Origin of the sequence: Actinoplanes sp. NPDC049668 (assembly GCF_044465445.1) — a bacterium.
In the GTDB taxonomy this organism is placed as follows: domain Bacteria; phylum Actinomycetota; class Actinomycetes; order Mycobacteriales; family Micromonosporaceae; genus Actinoplanes.
This window is the reverse complement of the sequence record NZ_JBITLR010000007.1, coordinates 188,040-211,091: the sequence shown is the minus strand read 5'-3', so window position 1 is coordinate 211,091 and position 23,052 is coordinate 188,040. Positions and strand designations below refer to the sequence as shown.

Genomic DNA, 23,052 nt, shown 5'->3' with positions numbered 1-23,052 from the left:
ATGATCAACCTGAAGGAGATCACACTAGCCGTCAGGTAAGGATCGGACCCCAGTACACCCACTGACCGTCGTGACGCACGAAGCGGCTGCGCTCGCGCATCTCGCCGGGGCGGCCGCCGTCGCGGTAGTGCGCCCGGAACTCCACCACGCCCTCGGTGTCGAAGAGCCCGCCCTGGGCCGATCCGAGCACGTCGAGGCCGGTCCAGCGCAGGTTCGGGTCGGGTTCGACGCGCGCCGGCCGGGTCGTGTGGTGCCACGAGCTGAGCAGGTAGGCGTGGTCGTCGAGCGCGAAGGCCGTGTACCGGGAACGCATCAGCGCCTCCGCCGTGGCCGGCGGCTCACCGCGGTGCGCACGCCCGCAGCACTCGCCGTACGGCCGGCCGAGCCCGCACGGGCAGGCGCCGGCGTCGTCAAGACCGCGCGGCGGCGCGGTGCGGCGGGGTGTGCGTCGGGCCATGGCTGCCATTGTCCACCTACCCGGCGGCCCGCGCGCCGGTAGTGGCGGATCCCCGGACTACGTCGCCCTGCGTACGGCCGGCTGCGTCGGCCGGGGAATGACCGGGGCCGCCCGGCTTGGCACGCTCCTGCGCATGGTCCTTCCACCGCGCTGGCGCAAGCTCGTCCTCACCGTGCACGTGATCACCGCCGTCGGCTGGCTCGGCGTCGATCTGGTCCTGCTCACGTTCGGCATCGCCGGGCTGGCCGGGGCGGATCCCGAGCTCGTCTACCCCGCGCAGAGCATGATCGGCCGGCTGCTCTTCACCCCGCTGAGCGTGCTGGTCTGGCTGATCGGGGTGGCCAACGCGGTCCTCACGCCGTGGCGCCTGTTCCGGCACTGGTGGGTGCTGGTCAAGCTGGTGCTCACCACGGTGATGCTGTGCCTGGTGCTGTTCCTGCTCTACCCCGGGCTGACCGAGGCCGGGAACCTCGCCGGCGCGCTGCCGCGACCGGAGCGGATCAACATGGTGGTGGCGCCGGTGGTCTCCAGCAGCCTGCTGATCTTCGCGACGGTGGTCTCCACCTACAAGCCCTGGGGGCGGGTCAGCCGGCCTGCTGCTCGATCACGATCTCACTGATCACCCGCTGACAGCGGTCCAGCTCCTCGATCAGGCCCTGCATCTCCTCGATCGCCGAGACGGCGTTCTGGGTGTCGCTGCGGATGCCGCCCACCTGGCCGCCGATCTCGTTGGTCGCCGTCGCGGTCTCGTTGGCCAGGTCCTTGACCTCGCTGGCGACGACCGCGAAGCCGCGCCCCGCCTCGCCGGCCCGGGCCGCCTCGATGGTGGCGTTCAGCGCGAGCAGGTTGGTCTGCTTCGCGATCGTCGCGATGAGCTCGACGACCTTGCCGATCTCGGTGCTGCTGGCCTCCAGCCGCTGGATCACCGCGACGGCGGTCTGTGCGGCGCGCACCGCGGACTGCGTGGCCGTCGCCATGTCGCTGCTGACGTTCGCCAGCCGGTGCACCGAGTCGCGCGTGCCCTCGTCCTGGAGGACGACGGTCTCCGCATACTGGCCCTGATCCTGGTGGTCGTCCCCGGATTCCCAGTCGGTCATCGCGCTCCGTCCATCACTGTCGTCCCTATATTTCAAGATTCGCACCTTCAAGGGCCGTTCGCGGCAATTTCGCCATCCTCCGCAAGACCTGTCAGTGATTCGTCCGGTGCTGCAAACACCTGTACAGCTTTTGCAGTGGGCTGACGTAAGATTCCGTCGTGACCAAACGTCTCGCCGAGGTGGCGAAGAAGGCAGGCGTCAGCGAGGCCACCGTCAGCCGGGTGCTCAACGGCCGCAGCGGCGTCTCCGAGGCGACCCGCGCGTCCGTGCTGACCGCCCTCGACGTGCTGGGCTACGAGAGACCCACGAAGCTGCGCGGCGAGCGCGGCCGGCTGGTCGGCCTGGTGCTGCCCGAGCTGCAGAACCCGATCTTCCCGGCGCTGGCCGAGGTGGTGACCGCGTCGCTGGCGCAGCGCGGCTTCACGCCGGCCCTCTGCGCACGCACCATCGGCGGCGTGCCCGAGCGCGACTACATCGAGATGCTGCTGGACCATCAGGTGTCCGGAGTGGTCTTCGCCGGCGGCTCGTATGCACTGGCCGACGCCGAGCACGGGCACTACCGGCAGCTGCTCGACCGGCGGATGCCGGTGGTGATGGTCAACGGCGGCGTCGACAACCTCGGCTTCCCGCACATCTCGACCGACGACGCCGTCGCCGTCGAGCAGGCGTACGGCCACCTGCGCTCGCTCGGGCACGAGAAGATCGGCCTGGTGATGGGCCCGGAGGACCACGTGCCGTCGCGCCGCAAGCTGGCCGCCGTCAAGGTGGCCGCGGGCTGGTCCGGCCCCGAGTCACAGTGGCCCGTCGAGCGCACCAACTTCTCCATGGAGAGCGCCCGGCTGGCCGCCACCCGGCTGATCCAGCGCGGCGTCACCGCGATGATCTGCGCCAGCGACGTGCTGGCCCTCGGCTCGATCCGGGCGGCCCGCCGCCTCGGCCTCGACGTGCCGCGCGACGTGTCCATCGTCGGCTTCGACGACAGCGCGCTGATGACGTGCACCGACCCGCCGCTGACCACCGTCCGGCAGCCGATCGAGCTGATGGGGCAGGCCGCGGTCGACGTCCTGGTCAACCAGATCGAGGGCGCCGCGGCGACCACCGACGAGCTGCTGTTCGAACCGGAACTGGTGGTGCGCGGATCCACCGGCCCGGCGCCGAGCGGCGACTGAGCAGGACATTCACCACCTTCACCGGGCGGGCCCTTCGGGGCCCGCCCTTCTTTGTGCCCCCAGTCACTGCCGTCGAGTTTTTTCGACTGTTGGTTGACTTCTTGCGGGACGCGGTTTGACTTTGTATCGTCACTGCCACGAAACAAGGCATCGAAGATCCCGCACATTTCGGACTTACCCATAGGCGCGCACCCCTCCAGGAAGGGCGTACTCCCCCATGTTCAAAACCAGGCTGCGCAGTGCCCTCGGGCTCCTGCTCGTCGCCGGAGTCGCGATGTCCGCCGCCGCGTGCGGCGACGGCGGCGACGACGCGACGGCGACGAAGGACGGCAAGGTCACGCTGGTGATCAACGGCCTCCCGCCCGCCACCGAGAAGGCGACGCACGACCGCTTCCTCGCCAACGTCGCCGAGTTCGAGAAGGCGAACCCGAACATCAAGATCGACGCCCGCGAGGGCAAGATGGACCCGCAGACCTTCCCGGCCAAGCTGGCCGGCGGCCAGCTCGAGGACGTCTTCTACGTCTACTTCACCGACCCGGCCAGCCTGATCGCCAAGCGCCAGGTGTCGGACGTCAGCAAGTACCTCAAGGACTATCCGATCACCTCGCAGCTCAAGCCCGAGGTGCTGCGGGTCTTCCAGGACGACAAGGGCGCGACGTACGGCCTGCCGTACAAGAACTACTCGATGGGGCTGCTCTACAACCGGGCCCTGTTCACCAAGGCCGGCCTCGACCCGAACAGCCCGCCGAAGACCTGGGCCGAGCTGCGCACGGCCGCCAAGAAGATCGCCGACCTGGGCGACGGCACGATCGGCTACGGCGACTACAGCAAGAGCAACACCGGCGGCTGGCACTTCACCACCGAGCTCTACTCCCTCGGTGGCGACGTGGCCGTCAACAACGGCGGCACCTGGAAGGCCGCCTTCAACAACCCGCAGGGCAAGCAGGTCCTGCAGCAGCTCAAGGACATGCGCTGGGTCGACAACTCGATGGGCCAGAAGCAGCTCCTCGAGTGGGCCGACCTGCTGCAGCAGATGGGCTCGGGCAAGCTCGGCATGTACCTCGCCACCGCCGACAACATCCCGACGATCGTCAACCAGTACAAGGGCAAGTACGAGACCTACGGTCTCGGCCAGATCCCGGACGGCAAGGGCACGCTGGGCGGCGGCGAGGGCTACATGTTCAAGGCGGGCCTGAGCCCCGAGAAGATCAACGCCGGCCTCAAGTGGCTGACCTTCTGGTTCACCTCGGCCGACCGTTACGAGGCCGAGAACAAGTGGGCGAGCGAGACCGACCAGCCCGTCGGCCTGCCCGAGCCGGCGATCTTCACCGGCGCGGCGGCGGAGACCCAGGCCGCGGCCGACAAGAAGTACGCCAACGTGCCGCAGGAGAACTACGCGCCGTTCGTCGCGGCGATGAGCGGCATCCCGGTCAAGCTCGAGCCGCCGAACGCACAGCAGATCTACGCGGCCCTCGACGTCGCGATGCAGAAGGTGCTGACCGACAAGAACGCTGACATCGACAAGCTCCTCGCCGACGCCGAGGCGCAGACCAACAGCATCCTGGCCAGCGTCAAGTAGCCGGCCTGGCCGCCGGCGGGCATCCACCCGCCGGCGGCCGACCCGGCACTCGTCCCACTGCAGACAAGGAACGACAATGGCGGTAGTCACGGCGGTACCGGGGCGCGGATCCCGGGTACACCGCCTGCGCCGGAGGATTCAGGACAACCTGCTGGCGTACGCGTTCATGGCGGCGGGCCTGGCGTGTTTCGCCTTCTTCTCCTGGTATCCGCTGGTGCGGGGCGTGATCCTGAGCTTCCAGCAGGACAACTTCGTCGCCCCGCCGTACTGGGTGGGCCTGGACAACTACCGGGCGCTCTTCGCCGACCCGCTGTTCTACACGGCCTGGAAGAACACGCTGCTCTTCACCGGGCTCGCCCTGGTCTTCGGCTTCGTGCTGCCGTTCTTCATCGCGGTGCTGCTCAACGAGTTCCGGCACTTCAGCGGGTTCTTCCGGGTCCTGGTCTACCTGCCGGTGATGCTGCCCCCGATCGTGGCGGTGCTGCTCTGGCGCTACTTCTACGACCCGGGCAGCGGCCTGTTCAACACCGTGCTGCGCGGCGTCGGGTTGCCGGAGTCGCAGTGGACGCAGTCCTCGAGCACCGCGATGATCTCGCTGGTCCTCGTGTCCACCTGGGCCAACCTGGGCGGCGCGACGCTGATCTACCTCGCCGCGCTGCAGGGCATCCCCGGCGAGCTGTACGAGGCCGCCGAGCTGGACGGCGCGAGCGTCTGGCAGCGGCTGCGGTACGTCACGCTGCCACAGATGCGGTTCATCATGCTGGTCCTGCTGCTGTTGCAGATCGTCGCGACGATGCAGGTCTTCATCGAGCCGTTCGCGCTGACCGGGACGTCGAACCCGGACACGGTCACCGTGCTCATCCTGGTCTACCGCTACGCCTTCACCGTCAACCAGGACTTCGGCCTCGCCGCCGCGATGAGCGTGCTGCTCTTCGTGGTGCTGGGCGTCTTCTCCGCCCTGTACCTGCGACTCACCCGGACCGGGGACTGAGGAGACCGCCATGACCCTGATCGCCCCGCCCCAGGCCCCGACCGACGACGTCACGCCGGCGCCGGCCGCACCGCGCCGCAAGCGCGGGCTGGTCGGCACCAGCCCGGCGAGCCGCACCCTCGTCTCCACCGTCGACCTGCAACGGCACCGCGGCCTGTACTTCACCGTGCTCGGCCTCACGATCGCCGTGTTCGTGCTGGTCTTCCTCGTGCCGCTGTACTGGATGTTCGCCAGCGCGGTGAAGTCACCGGCCGAGTACGCGCTGAGCACCCCGACGTTCATCCCGCACTCCTGGCACCCCGAGACGTTCGCGACCGCGTGGTCGAACATGCGCATCGCCAAGTACTTCGCCAACACGGTCCTCTACGCCGCCGGCGGCTGGCTCATCGTGCTGACCTTCGACGTCGCCCTCGCGTACGGGCTCAGCAAGCTCCGGCCGGTCTTCGGCAAGATCCTGCTCGGCGCGATCCTGGCCAGCCTGATGCTGCCGGCCTCCGCGCTGCTGGTGCCCGCCTACCTGACCGTCGTCGACGTGCCGCTGCTGCACGTCAACCTGCTGAACACGCCGTGGGCGCTCTGGTTGCCGGCCGCCGCGACCGCGTTCAACGTCTACGTGCTCAAGCGCTTCTTCGACCAGATCCCCGACGACCTGCTGGACGCCGCCTCGATCGACGGCGCGGGCCGGCTGCGCCAGCTCTGGTCGATCATCCTGCCGCTGTCCCGGCCCGTCCTGGGCGTCGTGTCGATCTTCATCATCATCGCGCTCTGGAAGGACTTCCTCTGGCCGCTGCTGGTGCTGCCGGATCCCGAGTCGCAGACGCTCAGCGTGGCCCTGCACCGGCTCGCCAACACCAGCCAGGTACCGCCGACCGACTTCATGGCCGGCCTCGCCATCGCCAGCCTTCCCATGATCGTCGTTTTCCTGATCTTCCAGCGCAGCATCATCGGCGGACTCTCCGCGGGCTCGATGAAGGGCTAACCCGAACCGGTTGGGCCGGGCGGTCAGCGTCGACCGCCGGGACCCGTGTGCCCCGACCACCTCGTCGAGACTTCAAGAAAGCAGGCAATCGTGGCTATTTCCGACCAGGATCCCTGGTGGCGAGACGCCGTCATCTACCAGGTGTACCCGCGCAGCTTCGCCGACAGCGACGGCGACGGCATCGGGGACATCGACGGCATCCGCGGCCGCCTGGACCACCTGTCGGACCTCGGCGTCGACGCGATCTGGATGAGCCCCTGGTACCCGTCCCCGATGGCCGACGCGGGTTACGACGTCGCGGACTTCCGCGACATCGACCCGGTCTTCGGCGATCTGGCCGGCGCGGAGGCGCTGATCACCGAGGCGCACGCCAAGGGCATCCGGATGATCGTCGACATCGTGCCGAACCACGTCTCCAGCGAGCACGTGTGGTTCAAGCGGGCCCTGGCCGACCCGGACGCGCCGGAGCGCGACCTCTTCTGGTTCCGCCCGGGGCGGGGGCCGGACGGCGCCGGGATGCCCACCGACTGGGCCGGCGAGTTCGGCGGCACCACCTGGACCCGGACCACGAACCCCGACGGCACCCCCGGCGACTGGTACCTGCACCTGTTCACCCCGGAGCAGCCCGACCTGAACTGGGACCACCCGGCCGTGCGCGCCGAGTTCGAGGACATCCTGCGGTTCTGGTTCGACCGCGGCGTCGACGGCATCCGGATCGACTCCGCCGCGCTGCTCTTCAAGGACCGCGACCTGCCTGCCGTGCAGGACGGGCGGCCGCACCCGTTCCACGACCTCGACGAGGTGCACGAGGTGTACCGCGCCTGGCGCCGGATCTCCGACAGCTACCCGGGCCGGGCGCTGATCGGCGAGGTCTGGATGCCGGAGGTCGACCGGTTCGCCAACTACCTGCGCCCCGACGAGCTGCACGCCGCGTTCAACTTCGACTTCCTCGGCTGCGCGTGGGACCCGCGGCTGATGCGCGAGTGCATCGACCGCACCCTGCACGCGCACGCCGCGATCGGCGCCCCGGCAACCTGGGTGCTGTCCAATCACGACGTCACCCGCCACGTCACCCGGTACGGCCGGGAGATGACCACCTTCAGCTTCGAGAACAACCTCGACGGCAGCCCGGTCGACCTGGAGCTCGGCACCCGCCGGGCCCGCGCCGCCGCGCTGCTCTCCCTGTCGCTGCCCGGTGCCACCTACGTCTACCAGGGCGAGGAGCTCGGCCTCTGGGAGAACGAGAACATCCCGGTCGACCAGCTGCAGGACCCGATGTACGCCCGCCGCGGGCACAGCCGCGACGGCTGCCGGGTGCCGCTGCCGTGGACCGGCGACGAGGCGCCGTTCGGCTTCAGCGCGGCCGAACCGTGGCTGCCCCAGCCTGCGGAGTGGAAGGACCGCACGGTGCAGGCGCAGACCGGCGACCCGAACTCGATGCTCGAGCTGTACCGGTCCGCCATCGGCGTCCGCAAGGCCGAGGCGGGGCTGCACCAGGACGCGATCGGGTGGCTGCCCGCCGAGCCCGGGGTCCTCGCGTACACCCGTGGGCGGGACTTCGCCTGCGTGCTCAACATGTCCGGCGCCGCGGTCGCGCTGCCGGACCACGAACTCTGCCTGCTCACCAGCGGTCCGCTCGACGGTGATCTCCTCCCCCCGGACACCGCCGTCTGGCTGCGCCTGCGAACCGGCGGCTGACCCCCTTCGGGCCCGCGCCGGATTCACCGCCGGCGCCCGCCCGGACAGCCGCCGTACCGCAGGGCGATCACGAAAGGAGTCGAACCACCCGGGGGCTTGGCCACCTGACGAAAGGGATCCCCATGGCCAACCGCACCGCTCCTAGATACCTGGCAGTTCTCACCGCCGCCGCGGTGGTGGCGGCGTCCGCCGCCGTGGCGATCACCTGGACCGCGTCCCCGGCTAGCGCCGCCGGCCTGTCACCGTTCGACATCGCCGGGCGCGGCGCGACCGTGCCGTTCGTCGAGACCGAGGCCGAGAACGCCGCAACCAACGGGACCCGGACCGGCACCAGCCGCTACTACGGCCAGCTGTCGTCGGAGGCGTCCGGCCGTGAGGCCGTCACCCTGGACGCCGCCGGCGAGTACGTCGAGTTCACCCTGACCAAGCCCGCGAACGCGGTCACCTTCCGCTACAGCCTGCCGGACGGCAACAACGGCGCCGGCCGGGACGCGACGATCGACGTGCGGGTCAACAACGCCGTCGTACGCTCGGTGCCCGTCACGTCGCGGTACAGCTGGTTCTACGGCGGCTATCCGTTCAACAACAACCCGGGCGACACCAACCCGCACCACTTCTACGACGAGGCACGCACCCTGTTCGGCACCACCTACGCGGTCGGCACCAAGGTCCGGCTGCAGGTCGCCTCGACCGCGCAGTCGCCGTCCTTCACCATCGACCTGGCCGACTTCGAGAACGTGCCGGGCCCGATCGGCAAGCCGGCGAACGCGATCGACGCGGTCGCCGACTACGGCGCGGACCCGACCGGCGCGACCGACTCGACCGCGAAGATCCAGGCGGCGGTCAACGCCGGCAGCGCGCAGGGCCGGACCGTCTACCTGCCGCAGGGCGACTACACGCTCTACAGCCACGTGATCGTGGACCGGGTCACGCTCGTGGGCGCCGGGCCCTGGTACACGGTGCTCGGCGGCCGGCATCCCACCCAGCGCAACCTGGCCGCCGGCATCTACGGCAAGTACAACAACGCGGGCGGGCCGTCGCAGAACGTCACGGTCCGGGACCTCGCGATCATCGGCGACATCCGCGAGCGGGTGGACGACGACCAGGTCAACGCGTTCGGCGGGGCCATGTCCAACTCGGTGATCGACAACGTGTGGATGCAGCACACCAAGGTCGGCGCCTGGATGGACGGCCCGATGGACCGGTTCACCATCCGCAACAGCCGGATCCTCGACCAGACCGCGGACGGGGTGAACTTCCACATCGGCGTCACCAACTCGACGGTCACCAACACGTTCGTCCGCAACACCGGCGACGACGGCCTGGCGATGTGGGCCGAGAGCATCCCGAACGTCGCCAACTCGTTCACGCACAACACCGTCGTCGCGCCGATCCTGGCGAACAACCTGGTCAGCTACGGCGGCCGGGACATCGTGATGACCGACAACGTGGTCTCCGACACGGTGACCAACGGCGGCGGCATCCACGTCGCCAACCGCTACCCGGGCGTCAACGGCGCGACCGGCGTGCAGGGCACCTGGACGCTGGCCCGCAACACCCTGATCCGGGCCGGCAACTCCGACTACAACTGGCAGTTCGGCGTCGGCGCGATCTGGTTCTCGGCGCTCAACGAGGCGTTCCAGAACCCGACGATCAACATCACCGACACCGACATCCTGGACAGCTCGTACGCGGCGCTGATGTGGATCGAGGGCCAGACCAACGGCATCCGCCTGGACAACGTCAACATCCAGGGCGCGGGCACGTACGCGCTGCAGGTGCAGGCGGCCAGCCAGGTCAGCTTCAACAACGTGCGGGCCAGCGGGATCGCCCAGGCCAAGCCGATACACAACTGCGTCGGGCCGTCCTTCCAGATCACCCGGACCGGCACCAACACCGGCTGGTACACGGACACGCCGGACTGCGGTCCGTGGCCGGCACCGCAGTGGGGCAACAGCACGACTCCGCCGACCACACCGCCCACGACTCCGCCCACGACTCCGCCCACCACGCCCCCCGCCACCGGAAACCTCGCGCAGGGCAAGGCCGTCAGCACGTCGAGCAACTCCGGGCCGTACGTGGGCGCGAACGGCGTGGACGGCAATGCGGCCACGTACTGGGAGAGCGCCAACGGCTCGTTCCCGCAGACGTACACGGTGGATCTGGGTTCCGCCCAGAGCGTCGGCCGCCTGGTCCTGAAGCTGCCGCCCGGCTGGGAGACCCGTTCGCAGACCGTGGCGGTCTCGGCATCGACCGACGGCGGGTCCTACTCCTCGCTCGTGGGTGCGACCGGCTACACGTTCAACCCCTCCAGCGGCAACACCGCGACGATCAACCTGCCCTCCGGCAGCCGTCGCCACCTGCGCCTGACCTTCTCGGCGAACACCGGCTGGCCGGCCGGCCAGCTGTCGGAACTCGAGGCGTACGCCGACGGCGGCACGACGCCACCTACCACCCCGCCGCCCTCGGGAAATCTCGCGGCGGGCCGCCCGGTCTCCGCGACCAGCCAAGTCGACGTCTACTCGCCGGCCAACACCGTCGACGGCAACGCGGGCACCTACTGGGAGAGCGCAGGCAACGCGTTCCCGCAATCCCTGACCGTCGACCTCGGCCAGGCCCGCGCGGTCTCCCGGGTCGTGCTCAAGCTGCCGCCCGCGGCCGCCTGGGCCACCCGGACGCAGACGCTGTCCGTGCTCGGCTCGGCCGACGGCTCGTCCTACAGCACCGTCAAGGCATCCGCGGGCTACACGTTCAACCCGTCTTCCGGTAACACCGCGACCGTCTCGTTCACCACCACGTCGCAGCGCTACCTGCGGCTGACGTTCACCGGCAACACCGGCTGGCCCGCGGGCCAGGTCTCCGAGTTCGAGGTCTACGCCTCCTAGCAGTCCCGCTCCCTCACGGAAGAAGGCGCGCATCCCCATGTCCAGATCAGTGAGAAAGATACTGTCCGCGGCCATCGCCGCCGGCCTCGTCACCGGGCTACTCCAGATCGCCGCCCCCGCCGCCCCCGCGGCGGCGGCCGGCCCCAACCTCGCCGCCGGCAAGGCGTTCACCGCCAGCAGCTCCACCGACGTGTACGGCGCCGGCAACGCGGGCGACGGCAACGCCAGCAGCTACTGGGAGAGCCAGAACAACGCGTTCCCGCAGTGGCTGCAGGTCGACCTCGGCGCCGCGGTCAGCGTCAACCAGACCGTCCTCAAGCTGCCGCCGGCCGCCGCCTGGCAGACCCGCACGCAGACCCTCTCCGTGCAGGGCAGCACCACCGGCTCGAACTTCGCGGAGCTCAAGGCGAGCGCGGGCTACTCGTTCAACCCGTCCTCGGGCAACACGGTGACCATCGACTTCGGCGCCGCCACCACCCGCTACCTGCGGCTGAACATCACCGGCAACACCGGCTGGCCGGCCGGCCAGATCTCCGAGCTCGAGGTGTACGGCCCCGCGACCGGCGACACCCAGGCGCCGTCCGCGCCGACCGGGCTGGCCTACTCCCAGCCCGCCGCCGGGCAGATCCGGCTCACCTGGAACGCCTCGACCGACAACGTCGGCGTCACCGGCTACGAGGTGTACGCCAACGGCGCACTGCGCACCACCGTCGCCGGCAACGTCCTGACCTACCTGGACAACCAGCCGGACAGCGCCACGGTCGCGTACTACGTGCGGGCCCGGGACGCCGCCGGCAACGCGTCCGGCAACAGCAACACGGTCACCCGTACCGGTCAGGGCGGCGACACCACCGCGCCGACCACGCCCGGGACGCTGACCTACACCCAGCCGGCCGCCGGGCAGATCCGGCTCGCCTGGGGCGCCTCGTCCGACAACGTCGCGGTCACCGGCTACGAGGTGTACGCCAACGGCGCGCTGCGCACCACCGTCGCCGGCAACGTCCTGACCTACACCGACAACCAGCCGGCGAGCGCGACCGTGTCCTACTACGTCAAGGCGCGGGACGCGGCTGGCAACCTGTCGGCGGCGAGCAACACCGTCACCCGGACCGGCACGGTCACCGACGGCACCAACCTCGCCGTCGGCAAGCCGATCACCGCGTCCTCGACCGTCTTCACGTTCGTCGCCACGAACGCCAACGACAACGACACGGCGACCTACTGGGAGGGCAGCGCCTACCCCGCGACGCTGACCGTGTCACTGGGCGCCAACGCCAGCACCAGCTCCGTCGTGGTCAAGCTCAACCCCGCGACCGAATGGGGTACGCGTACCCAGACGTTCTCGGTCCTGGGCCGCGAGCAGAGCGCCTCCGGCTTCACCACGCTCGTGCCGTCGGCGACGTACACGTTCAACCCGGCGACCGGTAACACGGTGACCATTCCGGTCAGCGCGACGGCGGCGGACGTCCGGCTGAGCTTCACCGCGAACACCGGCGCGCCCAGCGGCCAGGTCGCGGAGTTCCAGGTCATCGGCGTCCCCGCGCCGAACCCGGACCTCACCATCTCGGCGATGTCGTTCTCCCCGGCCGCGCCGGTCGAGACCGACACGGTGACCCTGTCGGCGACCGTGCGCAACGCCGGCAACGCGGGCAGCCCGGCCGCAGGCGTCAACTTCTACCTGGGTACGACCAAGGTCGGCACCGCCGCCGTTTCCGCGCTCGCGGCCGGCGCCTCCGCGACGGTCACGGCGAGCATCGGCGCGCGCGACGCCGGCACGTACGTGGTCAGCGCCAAGGTCGACGAGGCCGGAACGGTCATCGAACAGAACGACGCCAACAACTCGTACACCAACCCCACCAACCTCGTAGTGGCACCGGTCAGCAGCTCGGACCTGGTCGCCTCCGTGGTCAGCTGGTCGCCGGGCAACCCGTCCGCCGGCCAGACGGTCACCTTCTCCGTCACCCTCAGGAACCAGGGCACCCAGGCCTCGGCCGCCGGCGCGCACGGTGTCACGCTCACCGTGCTGTCCGACTCCGGCGCGACGGTCCGCACCCTGACCGGCTCGTACTCGGGCACCCTGGCACCCGGCGCGTCCTCGCCGGCGATCAACCTGGGCACCTGGACCGCCGTCAACGGCAAGTACACCGTCCGGACCGTCGTCGCCGACGACGCCAACGAGCTGCCGGTGAAGCGGGCCAACAACACCAGCGAGAAGCCGTTCTTCGTCGGCCGCGGCGCGAACATGCCGTACGACATGTACGAGGCCGAGGACGGCCAGACCGGCGGCGGCGCCGCGGTCGTCGGCCCGAACCGCACCGTCGGCGACCTCGCCGGCGAGGCATCCGGCCGCCGGGCCGTCACCCTCAACTCGACCGGCAGCTACGTGCAGTGGACGACCCGGGCGAGCACCAACACGCTCGTCGCCCGCTTCTCCATCCCCGACAACACCACCAGCTCCATCAACGTCTACGTCAACGGCACCCTGAACCGCACGCTGCCGCTCACCTCGAAGTACGCGTGGCTCTACGGCGACGAGCGGGCGCCGCAGAACTCGGGCACCGGCCCGCGCCACATCTACGACGAGGCGAACATCCTGCTGAACGGCACCGTTAACGCCGGCAGCGTGATCAAGCTGCAGAAGGACTCCGGCAACGGCGGCAACATCGCGATCGACTTCATCAACACCGAGCAGGTCGCGCCGGTCGCCAACCCGAACCCGGCGACCTACGTGGTGCCGGCCGGCTTCGACCAGCAGTCGGTGCAGGCGGCGTTCGACGCGGCCCGGATGGACAGCGGCAAGGTCGGCGTCTACCTGCCGGCGGGCGACTACCAGACCTCGAACAAGTTCCAGGTGTACGGCAAGGCGATCCAGGTGGTCGGCGCCGGACCGTGGTACACGAGGTTCTACACCCCGCAGACGCAGTCCGAGACCGACGCGGGCTTCCGGGCCGACGCCACCGCGAACGGGTCGACGTTCAAGAACTTCGCGTTCTTCGGCAACTACACGATCCGCATCGACGGCCCGGGCAAGGTCTTCGACCTGGCCAACGTCTCGAACATCACCATCGACAACATCTGGGCCGAGCACACGGTCTGCCTCTACTGGGGCCTGAACACCGACCGCATGACGATCAAGAACTCGCGAATCCGCAACCTGTTCGCCGACGGCGTCAACATGACCAACGGCAGCACCGACAACCTGGTCGACAACAACGACGCCCGGGCCACCGGCGACGACAGCTTCGCGCTGTTCTCGGCGATCGACGCGGGCGGCTCCGACGAGATCAACAACGTCTACTCGAACCTGTCCTCCACGCTGACCTGGCGCGCCGCGGGCATCGCGGTCTACGGCGGGTACGCCAACACGTTCAAGAACATCTACATCGCGGACACCCTGGTCTACTCGGGCATCACCATCAGCTCGCTTGACTTCGGCTACCCGATGAACGGCTTCGGCGCGAACCCGCCGACCGTGTTCGACAACATCTCGATCGTCCGGGCCGGCGGCCACTTCTGGGGCGACCAGGTCTTCCCGGCGATCTGGGTCTTCTCCGCGTCGAAGGTCTTCCAGGGCATCCGGGTGAGCAACGTCGACATCGTCGACCCGACCTACTCCGGCATCATGTTCCAGACCAACTACGTGGGCGGGCAGCCGCAGTTCCCGGTCAAGGACACCGTCTTCACCAACGTCTCGATCAGCGGTGCCCGCAAGAGCGGCGATGCGTACGACGCGAAGTCGGGCTACGGCATCTGGGCGAACCCGCTGCCGGAGCAGGGCCAGGGGCCGGCGGTCGGGTCGGCGACGTTCAACAATCTGCAGCTGAGTAACAACTTCAAGGACATCGAGAACCCGACGACGACCTTCACCATCATCCGCAACTGACGTACGGATACTGGGCGGGGCTCGCACCCATGGTGCGGGCCCCGTCCGTTGTGGCATTGGTTGCGCTTGGACGGGTGGGGCCGGGGGGGGGGGGGGGGGGGGTGGGGGGGGGGGGGGGCCCCCCCCCCCGGCCCCACCCTTGCGTGGTCTCCTCTTGCGGCCAGGGTCTTGGTTGCTCAGTGCTGGGTGCATGGGCTGGCTGGCGGTCACGGTGCGGTTGGTGGTCTGGCTTCGCGGTGGTGGCTGGGGTGGGGGATATTGTCGGGCAGGCCGGGGTGGGTGGTGGGTCAGGCAAACCGACCGCGCCGGTCCCGGTTAGTGACTTGATCGCAGGGCTGACGTCTCGTCGCAGACTGAAGGCCTGTTGTCGCGGATCGCCACGGTCACCGGGGGCGGAGTTTGACGGAGACGGCCACGTCGTCAAGTTCTGCCCAGCCGACCGTCCCGTGGTAGTAGTCGTCATTCTTCTCCCACAGGAAGCCGCCCGGGATGGTGTGGGCGGCATCGTTGTTCGGGCCGCGCCACCAGATCGCTCGGACATCGTCGCCATCGCGGGCCTTCAGCTCCAGGACGCCGCCGCCCCGGTGGCGGGCGGTCGTGGTGAAGGAGACGGCCAGCGCGACCTGTTCGTGGGGCACCAGGACAGTCCAGAAACCGGGGAAGTCCTCGCTGGCGCCGGGGCCCTCAGCGTCTGTCGCCACTTGTGTAACCGCAACCTCCGCGGCTCGGGTCCGGCCCCGCGCCGTTTCGTATCCCTGCTCGTCGTGTAGCTCGGGGGAGATCCAATGGCGGGGTCGGCACGGGGTAGCGGGGAGGCCGACCCCGCCATTGGAGGCTGGGGCGTCAGAACGTGGTGATCTCCACCCAGAAGGCGTCGTTGCCGAGGATCCGGTTCCTCCGGTAGAACTGGCCGAGGTCGCTCCCGGCCCTGGAGTTGTCCCGCGCGTCGACCATCCGTCGACTGAAGTCTCCGGCGCCCTCCATCGCGGCGCCCTGCGAGGTGGAGGCGAAGGGGTACTCGTCGCAGCTCTTGCCGGTCGGCCGCGGCAGCGACCTCGGGCAGGCCGCCTCCCGGTTGGCGGCGATGTTGGTGTCGCTGGTGGTGCGTCGCAGCTTGGTGCCGCCCGGCTGCAGTCCCCAGTGGTGGGTGGTGGCCGCCTGGGTGTCGCGGATGTGCTCGGCGGTCTCGTTCACCCTGTCGTCGGCGAGGCTGAGCGTGAACGTCGGTTCGAACTCGGGGTACACGCAGCCACCGTTCCTGGTGTTGTCGATCACCGTTGAGGAGTCGCAGCGCACCATCGGCAGTTGATACGGCCGGACCGTCTCCGAGACGGGGATCTGCGGGTTGCGGGACGCGAACGTCACGCTCGTCTCCTGCGTGGTCTCGGCATTGCCGGGGCCTTCCGACTCCGGTTGGTACACCACCGTCTTGGGATCGCCGACCGTGACGTTCCGCGGCACGGTGAGCTCGTCGGCGTCACAGAGGTCGTCGCAGGTCAGCCCCGGGGTAATGACCACGCCGGCGACCAGCTCGCCGCTGGCCGACAGCACGTCGAGCGTGAACTCGTGCCGCCATTTGCGAGTGGTGTAGCGCAACTCGCTCGCCTGGGTGATCTGGATGACCGCGGTGCCGACCAGCGTCCCCTGCGGCATCCGGAAGATGTCGTACTGGTACCGGTTCATCACGCAGGCATGGAGCCGGTCCTTGCTCACCACGCCGAGCACGCACGGCACCGGCGAGTCCGCCGCGGCGGGCGCCGGTGCCCGCTGCGGCCTGGTGCCCGTCGAAAGCTCGGTCACGCAGGTCACGGTCGGCTGCCCGCGGGCGGGCGCGAGGCAGCCGGACGGCAGCGCCGCGGCGACCTCGACGGCCGACGCCACCGCGATGCCGCCGCCGGCGACCAGGCCGACGGTGACCGCCGCCACCCGACGCCACCAGATGTTGTTCCTCATTGGATGTGTCCCTCCACCGGCATCCGTTCAGGTGCCGTGCCACATGGTGCGGCTCCGGGACGGCCGGCCACATCCGAGTCGGCACGGACCTTCCGCAGTGGACGGGATACGTGCATACCCGGATGCACGGCGGTCGGCGGTCCGCGAGGATGCGGCGACCCGGTGCCTACGGCCGGTTGCCGTATCTGCGGCGGAGTGGGTCGGGGCGGATCAGGCCTGCTTGGCGGACGAAGATGCGGCGGCGGGCGACCGTGTGGCCGTTGTGGTCCAGTTGGTAGCCGTCCAGCCAGACCCAGCCTGCGTAGGTCGGCCGGGCGTCGACGCGCATTACCCGGAACACGAAGCTGGCGCGGCCGGTGAACTGCACGCTGGCGGCCCGGCCGACGAGCACCACGTCGCCGGGGCGGACGGTCCGCTCGGCAGTCATCACGTCTGTTACCTCCAGGTTGGGCGGCGCGCTCGTCGCGCCGCCCTCTCTGGCCGTACGGAGTCGATGTTGCCGTCGGCCGGGTGCGGCGCGGAGTTCCTTCGCTCGAGACGTGGAGGGCAGTCGTTTCGCTATGCGGCGCCGTTGATGATCCGGCTGCGTACGCCGTCGGTCACGTGGTACATGCGGGCCTCGGCCAGGTCGAAGTAGAGGCCGACCATGGTCAGGCGGCCCGCGTCGACGGCGCGGAGCACGCTCGGGTAGGTCAGCAGGTTCGCCAGCTGCTGCTCGACGTTGGCGATGATGCACTCCTCCTGGTGTTGCCGGCCCGCCAGGTCGATGCCGGCCGAGCCGAGCCAGGTGCCCAGCGCCGACTGCGCGTCCGCGGCGCCGGCCATCATCGCGCCGACCGCGCCGCAGCCGGAGTGGCCGCAGACCGTGATCGTCGTGACGCCGAGGACGTCGACCGCGTACTCGATGCCGGCGCCGATCGAGGTGTCGGCGGCGCCGTACGCGGGGACGATGTTGCCGACGTTGCGCAGGCAGAACAGGTCGCCGGGGCCGCTGGTGGTGATCAGGTTGGGCACCAGGCGGGAGTCAGCGCAGGTGATGAAGAGCTGTTCGGGCCGTTGGCCGTCGCGGGCCAGGCCCGCCAGGTGCGGCCGGACCAGCGGAGCGACGGTGCGCTCGAACTCGTCGATGCCCGCGGCCATCGCGTCGCGGCGCTGGTCGTTCAGGGAGATCCACTGTGACCAGGAGCCGAGGATGCGTGGCACCCGGCCGGGGTGTGAGCGGGCCGAACCGAGGCGCCCGGACGTCGCCCGGTGGAACCAGCTGTCCTGTACCTCCTGGATGTCGACCCGGCCGCCGGCGCGCTGGTACGCCTCGCGCCATTCCTGGATCGTCTCGAACGCGCCGTGGTCGAGGTAGTCGAGGTGCAGTTCGAGCTCGACCGACTCGCCCGCGGGGATGCTCGCCAGCTCCCGGGCCACCCGGCCGGAGCCGACGAAGGCCAGCGTGCCGGTGATGACCACGAGCCAGCGGCCCGGGCCCGGCGAGGAGCGGTGTATCTCGCAGCGGGCCAGCCGGCAGAGCATGAGCAGCACCGCCGTCGCCATGCCGAGCGCCACGCCGGTCAGCAGGTCGGTGAAGATCACCCCGAGCGCGGTGACCAGGTACGTCGGCAGTTCCCGGTGCCGCACGTACGCCTTGATCTGCGCCAGGCTGACCAGCCGCAGGCCGACGACGACCAGCACGGCGGCGAGCGCGGCGAGCGGGATCTGCTCGAGCAGCCCGCCGAAGGCCAGTACGCACACCGCGATCCAGACGCCGTGCAGCACGGCGGAGGCGCGGGTCCGGGCGCCGGCCGCGACGTTGGTGGAGCTGCGCACGATGACGCCGGTGACCGGCAGCCCGCCGAGCGCACCCGACACGGTGTTGGCGGCGCCCTGTGCGAGCAGTTCGCGGTTGAGGTTGGCCCGCGGGCCGTCGTGCAGCCGGTCGACGGCGACCGCGGAGAGCAGCGACTCGACGCTGCCGACCAGGGCGATGGTCAGCACGGCGACGAGGATCTCGCCGGCTCCGGCGTCGGGCCAGCGGGGGAAGGTGAGCTCGCCGAGGGGGTTCGCCGGCAGCACGACGCGGGCTATGTCGAGGTCCGCCAGCGCGGCCACCGTGGTCGCGACGGCCACCGCGATCAGCGCGGCCGGCAGCAGGGAGACCTTCACCAGGCGGGGCCAGATCAGCAGGATCGCGGTGGTGAGGATCCCGATGAGGATCGAGACGCCGTGGTTGCCGGCGATCTGTGCGGGCAGGTCGCGGATGTTCTGCCAGGCCCCGCTCTGCGGTGCGCCGCCGAGCACCACGTGCACCTGGCTGAGCGCGATGACGATGCCGATGCCGGCGAGCATGCCGTGCACGACGGCCGGCGACAGGGAGAGCGCGGCCCGGCCGAGCCGGGAGACGCCGAGCACGATCTGGACCAGGCCGGCCATGGCGAAGAGCGCGGTCGTCTCGGCCCAGCCGAAGTCGGCGACGACGCCGGCGACGACCACCGTCAGGCCGGCGGCCGGGCCGCTGACCTGTAGTGGGGCGCCGCTGAGCGCGCCCGCGACGATGCCGCCGACGACCGCGGCGATCAGGCCGGCGAGCAGCGGCGCGCCCGAGGCGGCGGCGATGCCGAGGGACAGCGGGATCGCGATGAGGAAGACGACAATGGAGGCGGGTACGTCGTGCCGCAACAGGGTGCGCATCGGCGTGGCGGTCCTTCCCGGCTTAACTCACAAGTGGGATATTTCGGACACTGTAGCCACTACGAATGAACAGTCGGTTACATAACGTGGTCCGGGACCGTGTTCTCAGCGCCTTCCCAGCCGGGCCCGGGCCCGGGCGACGGGTCCCAGCGCCGCGGTCAGCAGCGCCATCCGCCGGGGATACGACACCACGGCCGCCCTGGTACGCACGCAGCGCATCAACACGTCGACCGCCCGGTCCACGGTGATCATCATGGGCCGCACGGGTCCCTTGGCCATCTTGGTGTCCACGAATCCGAACCGGACCGTGCTGACCTGCACCCCGCGCGGCCGCAGGGCGGCGCCCAGCGCGATCAGATAGGACGACAGCCCGGCCTTCGACGCCGCGTACCCCGGCGCTTCGGGCGAGATCAGCGTGTCGGCGAGGCTGGACAGCCCGATGAAGTGCCCGCCGCCCGCCGCCAGCATCCGCGGTAGGACGACCTCGACGGCGCGGGCCGCGCCGATCAGGTTCACCTCGAAGACCCGGGTCTGCGCCGCGAGGTCATCCGGGTCGAGCAGGTCACCGACGCCGGCGGCGTAGACGCAGAGGTCGGCGCCGCCGGCCGCGTCCAGGGCCCCGGCCAGCCGGGCCGGGAACTCGGGCGCGGCGACGTCCGCGGCCACGTGCACGTACCGGTCGTGCTCCACGGTGGCCGGCCGCCGGGACATGCCGGTGACCGCCCAGCCGTCCGCCAGCAACCGCCTGGTCAGGGCCAGGCCGATGCCGTCGGTGTTGCCGATGACGAAACCATGTCGCACGGCACGGGAGCCTACCGCGCAGGGCTTGGTGGTCAGCGGCTGTCGGAATCCCCGCCCGTGATCGCGGCCCGGCCGGCCTCCAGGCGCGCGACCGGCACCCGGAACGGCGAGCAGGAGACGTAGTCGAGGCCGACCTCGTGGAAGAAGTGCACCGACTCCGGGTCGCCGCCGTGCTCGCCGCAGACGCCGAGCTTCAGCTCCGGGCGCACCGCGCGCCCCTCCTCCGCGGCGATCCGGATGAGCCGGCCGACGCCCTCGCGGTCGATCGACTCGAACGGCGAGATGCCGAAGATGCCCAGCTCCAGGTAGCGCCAGAAGAACGCGCCCTCGACGTCGTCGCGGGAGAAGCCCCAGCCCATCTGGGTCAGGTCGTTGGTGCCGAACGAGAAGAAGTCGGCGGCCTCGGCGATCTGCCCGGCGGTCAGCGCGGCCCGCGGCACCTCGATCATCGTGCCGATCAGCACGTTGACGCCGCTGTCCGCGACGACCTCGGCGACGATCTGCTCGCACTCCTGCCGGACCATCTCCAGCTCCTGCACGGCGCCGACCAGCGGCACCATGATCTCCGGGTGCGGGTCGAGGCCCTCGCCGGCCAGCTGCACGGCGGCCTCGGTGATCGCCCGGACCTGCATCGCGAACAGGCCGGGAATGACCAGGCCCAGGCGTACGCCGCGCAGGCCGAGCATCGGGTTCTGCTCGTGCATCCGGCGCACGGCGTCCAGCAGCTCGGCGTCCTCCGCGTGGTCCTCGCCGCGCTCGCGGGCGACCGCGACGTTGACCGCCAGCTCCTCCAGCGACGGCAGGAACTCGTGCAGCGGCGGGTCGATCAGCCGGACCGTCACCGGCAGGCCGTCCATGGCCCGGAACAGGTCGACGAAGTCCGCGCGCTGCAGCGGGAGCAGCGCGGCCAGGGCGTCCGAGCGCTCGCCGGGCGTCGCCGCGAGGATCAGCCGCTCGACCAGCTCGCGCCGGTCGCCGAGGAACATGTGCTCGGTGCGGCACAGGCCGATGCCCTCGGCGCCGAAGCGCCGGGCCCGGGCCGCGTCGTCCGCGGTGTCGGCGTTGGTGCGCACGGCCAGGCCGCGGGTGGCGTCGGCGTGCGACATGATCTTGTGTACGGCGTCGACCAGCGGATCCTCGGTCTCGGCCGGGGAGAGCGTGCCCTCGAAGTACTGCACCACCTCGGACGGGCGTACCGGCACGGAGTCGAGGTAGACGCAGCCGGTGGTGCCGTCGATCGAGATCACGTCGCCCTCGGCGACGGTCCGGCCGGCGACGGTGAAGCGGTCGGCCGCGATCTCGAGCTGGTCGGCGCCGCAGACGCAGGTGCGGCCCATGCCGCGGGCGACGACCGCCGCGTGACTGGTCTTGCCGCCCCGGGCGGTGAGGATGCCCTGCGCGGCGATCATGCCGGCCAGGTCCTCGGGGTTGGTCTCCCGGCGCACCAGGATGACCTGCTCGCCCTCGGCGGCCAGCTCGACGGCCCGCGACGCGCTGAACACCACCTTGCCGACGGCCGCGCCCGGCGAGGCGCCGATGCCCTTGGTCAGCGCGACCGGGTCCGCGGCGAGGTCGAAGCGCGGGAACATCAGCTGGGCGAGCTGGGCGCCGGAGACCCGGCGCAGCGCCTCGTCGAGGCTGATCATGTCCTCGCCGACCAGCTGCGCGGCGATCCGGAACGCGGCGCCGGCGGTGCGCTTGCCGACCCGGGTCTGCAGCATCCAGAGCTTGCCGCGCTCGATGGTGAACTCGATGTCGCAGAGGTCGCGGTAGTGCCCCTCGAGCTTCGCCATGATCGCCAGCAGCTCGTCGTACGAGCTGCGGTCCAGGTTTTTGAGCTCCTCGAGCGGGATGGTGTTGCGGATGCCGGCGACGACGTCCTCGCCCTGGGCGTTCTGCAGGTAGTCGCCGTAGATGCCCTGCGCGCCGCTCGCCGGGTCCCGGGTGAACGCGACGCCCGTGCCGGAGTCCGGGCCGAGGTTGCCGAAGACCATCGCGACCACGTTCACCGCGGTGCCGAGATCCGCCGGAATGCGTTCCTGGCGGCGGTAGAGGACGGCGCGTTCCGCATTCCAGGAGCGGAAGACGGCCTCCATCGCCAGGCGCAACTGCTCCTTCGGATCCTGCGGGAAGTCGTGCCCGGTGTGTTTGGCGAAAATGCGCTTGAAGCGATCCACAAGGGCCCGCAGGTCAGCGGCGTCGAGATGCAGATCATCGGTGGTGCCGCGGGCGGTTTTCGCCTCTTCCAGCGCGTTCGAGAATTCCTCGCCCGGCACGTCGCAGACGGTCTTTCCGAACATCTGAATGAGCCGCCGGTAGGAGTCCCAGGCGAAGCGCTCGTTGCCGCCGGCCTGCGCCGCGAGGCCGGCGACGCTCTCGTCGTTGAGCCCGACGTTGAGCACCGTCTCCATCATGCCGGGCATCGAGAAGGCGGCGCCCGAACGCACCGAGACCAGCAGCGGGTCGCCCGCGTCACCCAGCCGGCGGCCCATCGCGGACTCCAGCGCGGCAAGATGGGAATCGATCTCCTCGGCCAGCCCGTCGGGGTTGTGACCGGTCGCCAGGTAGGCCTGGCAGGCGCGGGTGGTGACGGTGAAGCCGGCCGGTACCGGAAGACCCAGGCGGGTCATCTCGGCGAGGTTCGCACCTTTACCGCCGAGCAACTCCTTGAGGTCCCTGTTGCCTTCCGAAAAATCGTAGACGTACTTCTCGCCGGCATTTCCCACGACTGCCTCCCCACAGGTGATGCGTCAGCGATCGAATACCTGAACGCTCTTTCAAGGGTGTCCGGAGAGTAGGTGCCGCGCCAGTCGGAGCCCTAGACCTCGTGAGTAATTGCACAAGCGCAGGCGTGGTTGGGCTCGAAAAGGCATGACTTCGA

The 23,052-nt window shown here is 70.1% G+C and carries 16 protein-coding genes; 8 read left to right on the top strand and 8 right to left on the bottom strand.

Annotated elements, in window-relative coordinates:
* Positions 1 to 31: 31 nt before the first annotated feature.
* Positions 32 to 457, bottom strand: coding sequence for a YchJ family metal-binding protein (locus tag ACIBSW_RS29095; protein ID WP_354722018.1), 426 nt, complete (start codon positions 455 to 457; stop codon positions 32 to 34).
* Here ACIBSW_RS29095 and ACIBSW_RS29090 point away from each other — a divergent pair.
* Positions 456 to 1,076, top strand: a complete 621-nt coding sequence (locus ACIBSW_RS29090; protein ID WP_354722017.1) for a hypothetical protein — start codon at positions 456 to 458, stop codon at positions 1,074 to 1,076. The two genes, ACIBSW_RS29095 and ACIBSW_RS29090, sit on opposite strands and share 2 nt — an antisense overlap.
* Here the strand turns inward: ACIBSW_RS29090 and ACIBSW_RS29085 are convergent.
* Positions 1,042 to 1,554, bottom strand: coding sequence for a methyl-accepting chemotaxis protein (locus ACIBSW_RS29085; protein ID WP_354722016.1), 513 nt, complete (start codon positions 1,552 to 1,554; stop codon positions 1,042 to 1,044). The two genes, ACIBSW_RS29090 and ACIBSW_RS29085, sit on opposite strands and share 35 nt — an antisense overlap.
* Before the next feature lie 158 nt (positions 1,555 to 1,712).
* Here ACIBSW_RS29085 and ACIBSW_RS29080 point away from each other — a divergent pair, with 158 nt between their 5' ends.
* From ACIBSW_RS29080 to ACIBSW_RS29050, 7 genes are all read left to right on the top strand, one after another.
* On the top strand, positions 1,713 to 2,723 hold the full coding sequence (locus ACIBSW_RS29080; RefSeq protein WP_354722015.1) for a LacI family DNA-binding transcriptional regulator: 1,011 nt from the start codon (positions 1,713 to 1,715) through the stop codon (positions 2,721 to 2,723).
* Positions 2,724 to 2,940: 217 nt separating this feature from the next.
* Positions 2,941 to 4,302, top strand: coding sequence for an extracellular solute-binding protein (locus ACIBSW_RS29075; RefSeq protein WP_354722014.1), 1,362 nt, complete (start codon positions 2,941 to 2,943; stop codon positions 4,300 to 4,302).
* Positions 4,303 to 4,378: 76 nt separating this feature from the next.
* Positions 4,379 to 5,293, top strand: coding sequence for a sugar ABC transporter permease (locus ACIBSW_RS29070; RefSeq protein ID WP_354722013.1), 915 nt, complete (start codon positions 4,379 to 4,381; stop codon positions 5,291 to 5,293).
* 10 nt (positions 5,294 to 5,303) lie between these two features.
* Positions 5,304 to 6,272, top strand: coding sequence for a carbohydrate ABC transporter permease (locus tag ACIBSW_RS29065; protein ID WP_354722012.1), 969 nt, complete (start codon positions 5,304 to 5,306; stop codon positions 6,270 to 6,272).
* 96 nt (positions 6,273 to 6,368) lie between these two features.
* Positions 6,369 to 7,970: a glycoside hydrolase family 13 protein gene (locus tag ACIBSW_RS29060; RefSeq protein WP_354722083.1), complete on the top strand. Its 1,602-nt coding sequence runs from the start codon at positions 6,369 to 6,371 to the stop codon at positions 7,968 to 7,970.
* Positions 7,971 to 8,092: 122 nt separating this feature from the next.
* Entirely contained in the window at positions 8,093 to 10,855 is a 2,763-nt protein-coding gene (locus ACIBSW_RS29055) for a discoidin domain-containing protein (RefSeq protein ID WP_354722011.1), read from the top strand.
* Between the two features lie 49 nt (positions 10,856 to 10,904).
* A complete protein-coding gene (locus ACIBSW_RS29050; protein WP_404799492.1) occupies positions 10,905 to 14,738 on the top strand; it encodes a discoidin domain-containing protein in 3,834 nt (1,277 codons plus the stop codon).
* A 383-nt stretch (positions 14,739 to 15,121) separates the two neighbouring features.
* Here the strand turns inward: ACIBSW_RS29050 and ACIBSW_RS29045 are convergent, their stop codons facing one another.
* From ACIBSW_RS29045 to ppdK, 6 genes are all read right to left on the bottom strand, one after another.
* The gene (locus ACIBSW_RS29045) at positions 15,122 to 15,439 is read right to left on the bottom strand and encodes a hypothetical protein (RefSeq protein ID WP_354729140.1); all 318 of its coding nucleotides are present in this window, start codon (positions 15,437 to 15,439) and stop codon (positions 15,122 to 15,124) included.
* 142 nt (positions 15,440 to 15,581) lie between these two features.
* On the bottom strand, positions 15,582 to 16,691 hold the full coding sequence (locus tag ACIBSW_RS29040) for a NucA/NucB deoxyribonuclease domain-containing protein (RefSeq protein ID WP_354729138.1): 1,110 nt from the start codon (positions 16,689 to 16,691) through the stop codon (positions 15,582 to 15,584).
* Between the two features lie 166 nt (positions 16,692 to 16,857).
* Positions 16,858 to 17,118, bottom strand: coding sequence for a hypothetical protein (locus tag ACIBSW_RS29035; protein WP_354729136.1), 261 nt, complete (start codon positions 17,116 to 17,118; stop codon positions 16,858 to 16,860).
* Positions 17,119 to 17,249: 131 nt separating this feature from the next.
* Entirely contained in the window at positions 17,250 to 19,370 is a 2,121-nt protein-coding gene (locus ACIBSW_RS29030) for a SulP family inorganic anion transporter (protein WP_354729134.1), read from the bottom strand.
* A 105-nt stretch (positions 19,371 to 19,475) separates the two neighbouring features.
* Positions 19,476 to 20,171 carry an SDR family NAD(P)-dependent oxidoreductase gene (locus ACIBSW_RS29025; protein WP_354729132.1) on the bottom strand — a complete coding sequence of 232 codons (696 nt, stop codon included), beginning with the start codon at positions 20,169 to 20,171 and terminating at the stop codon, positions 19,476 to 19,478.
* Positions 20,172 to 20,203: 32 nt separating this feature from the next.
* Positions 20,204 to 22,897, bottom strand: a complete 2,694-nt coding sequence (gene ppdK, locus ACIBSW_RS29020) for a pyruvate, phosphate dikinase (RefSeq protein ID WP_354729130.1) — start codon at positions 22,895 to 22,897, stop codon at positions 20,204 to 20,206.
* Between the last annotated feature and the right edge of the window lie 155 nt (positions 22,898 to 23,052).

What these genes read in the sequence shown, in the direction of transcription:
- ACIBSW_RS29090 (WP_354722017.1), top strand. Translation starts at nt 456, where the DNA reads ATGGCTGCCATTGTCCACCTACCCGGCGGCCCGCGCGCCGGTAGTGGC.
- ACIBSW_RS29095 (WP_354722018.1), bottom strand. Translation starts at nt 457, where the DNA reads ATGGCCCGACGCACACCCCGCCGCACCGCGCCGCCGCGCGGTCTTGAC.
- ACIBSW_RS29085 (WP_354722016.1), bottom strand. Translation starts at nt 1,554, where the DNA reads ATGACCGACTGGGAATCCGGGGACGACCACCAGGATCAGGGCCAGTAT.
- ACIBSW_RS29075 (WP_354722014.1), top strand. Translation starts at nt 2,941, where the DNA reads ATGTTCAAAACCAGGCTGCGCAGTGCCCTCGGGCTCCTGCTCGTCGCC.
- ACIBSW_RS29070 (WP_354722013.1), top strand. Translation starts at nt 4,379, where the DNA reads ATGGCGGTAGTCACGGCGGTACCGGGGCGCGGATCCCGGGTACACCGC.
- ACIBSW_RS29065 (WP_354722012.1), top strand. Translation starts at nt 5,304, where the DNA reads ATGACCCTGATCGCCCCGCCCCAGGCCCCGACCGACGACGTCACGCCG.
- ACIBSW_RS29055 (WP_354722011.1), top strand. Translation starts at nt 8,093, where the DNA reads ATGGCCAACCGCACCGCTCCTAGATACCTGGCAGTTCTCACCGCCGCC.
- ACIBSW_RS29040 (WP_354729138.1), bottom strand. Translation starts at nt 16,691, where the DNA reads ATGAGGAACAACATCTGGTGGCGTCGGGTGGCGGCGGTCACCGTCGGC.
- ACIBSW_RS29035 (WP_354729136.1), bottom strand. Translation starts at nt 17,118, where the DNA reads ATGACTGCCGAGCGGACCGTCCGCCCCGGCGACGTGGTGCTCGTCGGC.
- ACIBSW_RS29030 (WP_354729134.1), bottom strand. Translation starts at nt 19,370, where the DNA reads ATGCGCACCCTGTTGCGGCACGACGTACCCGCCTCCATTGTCGTCTTC.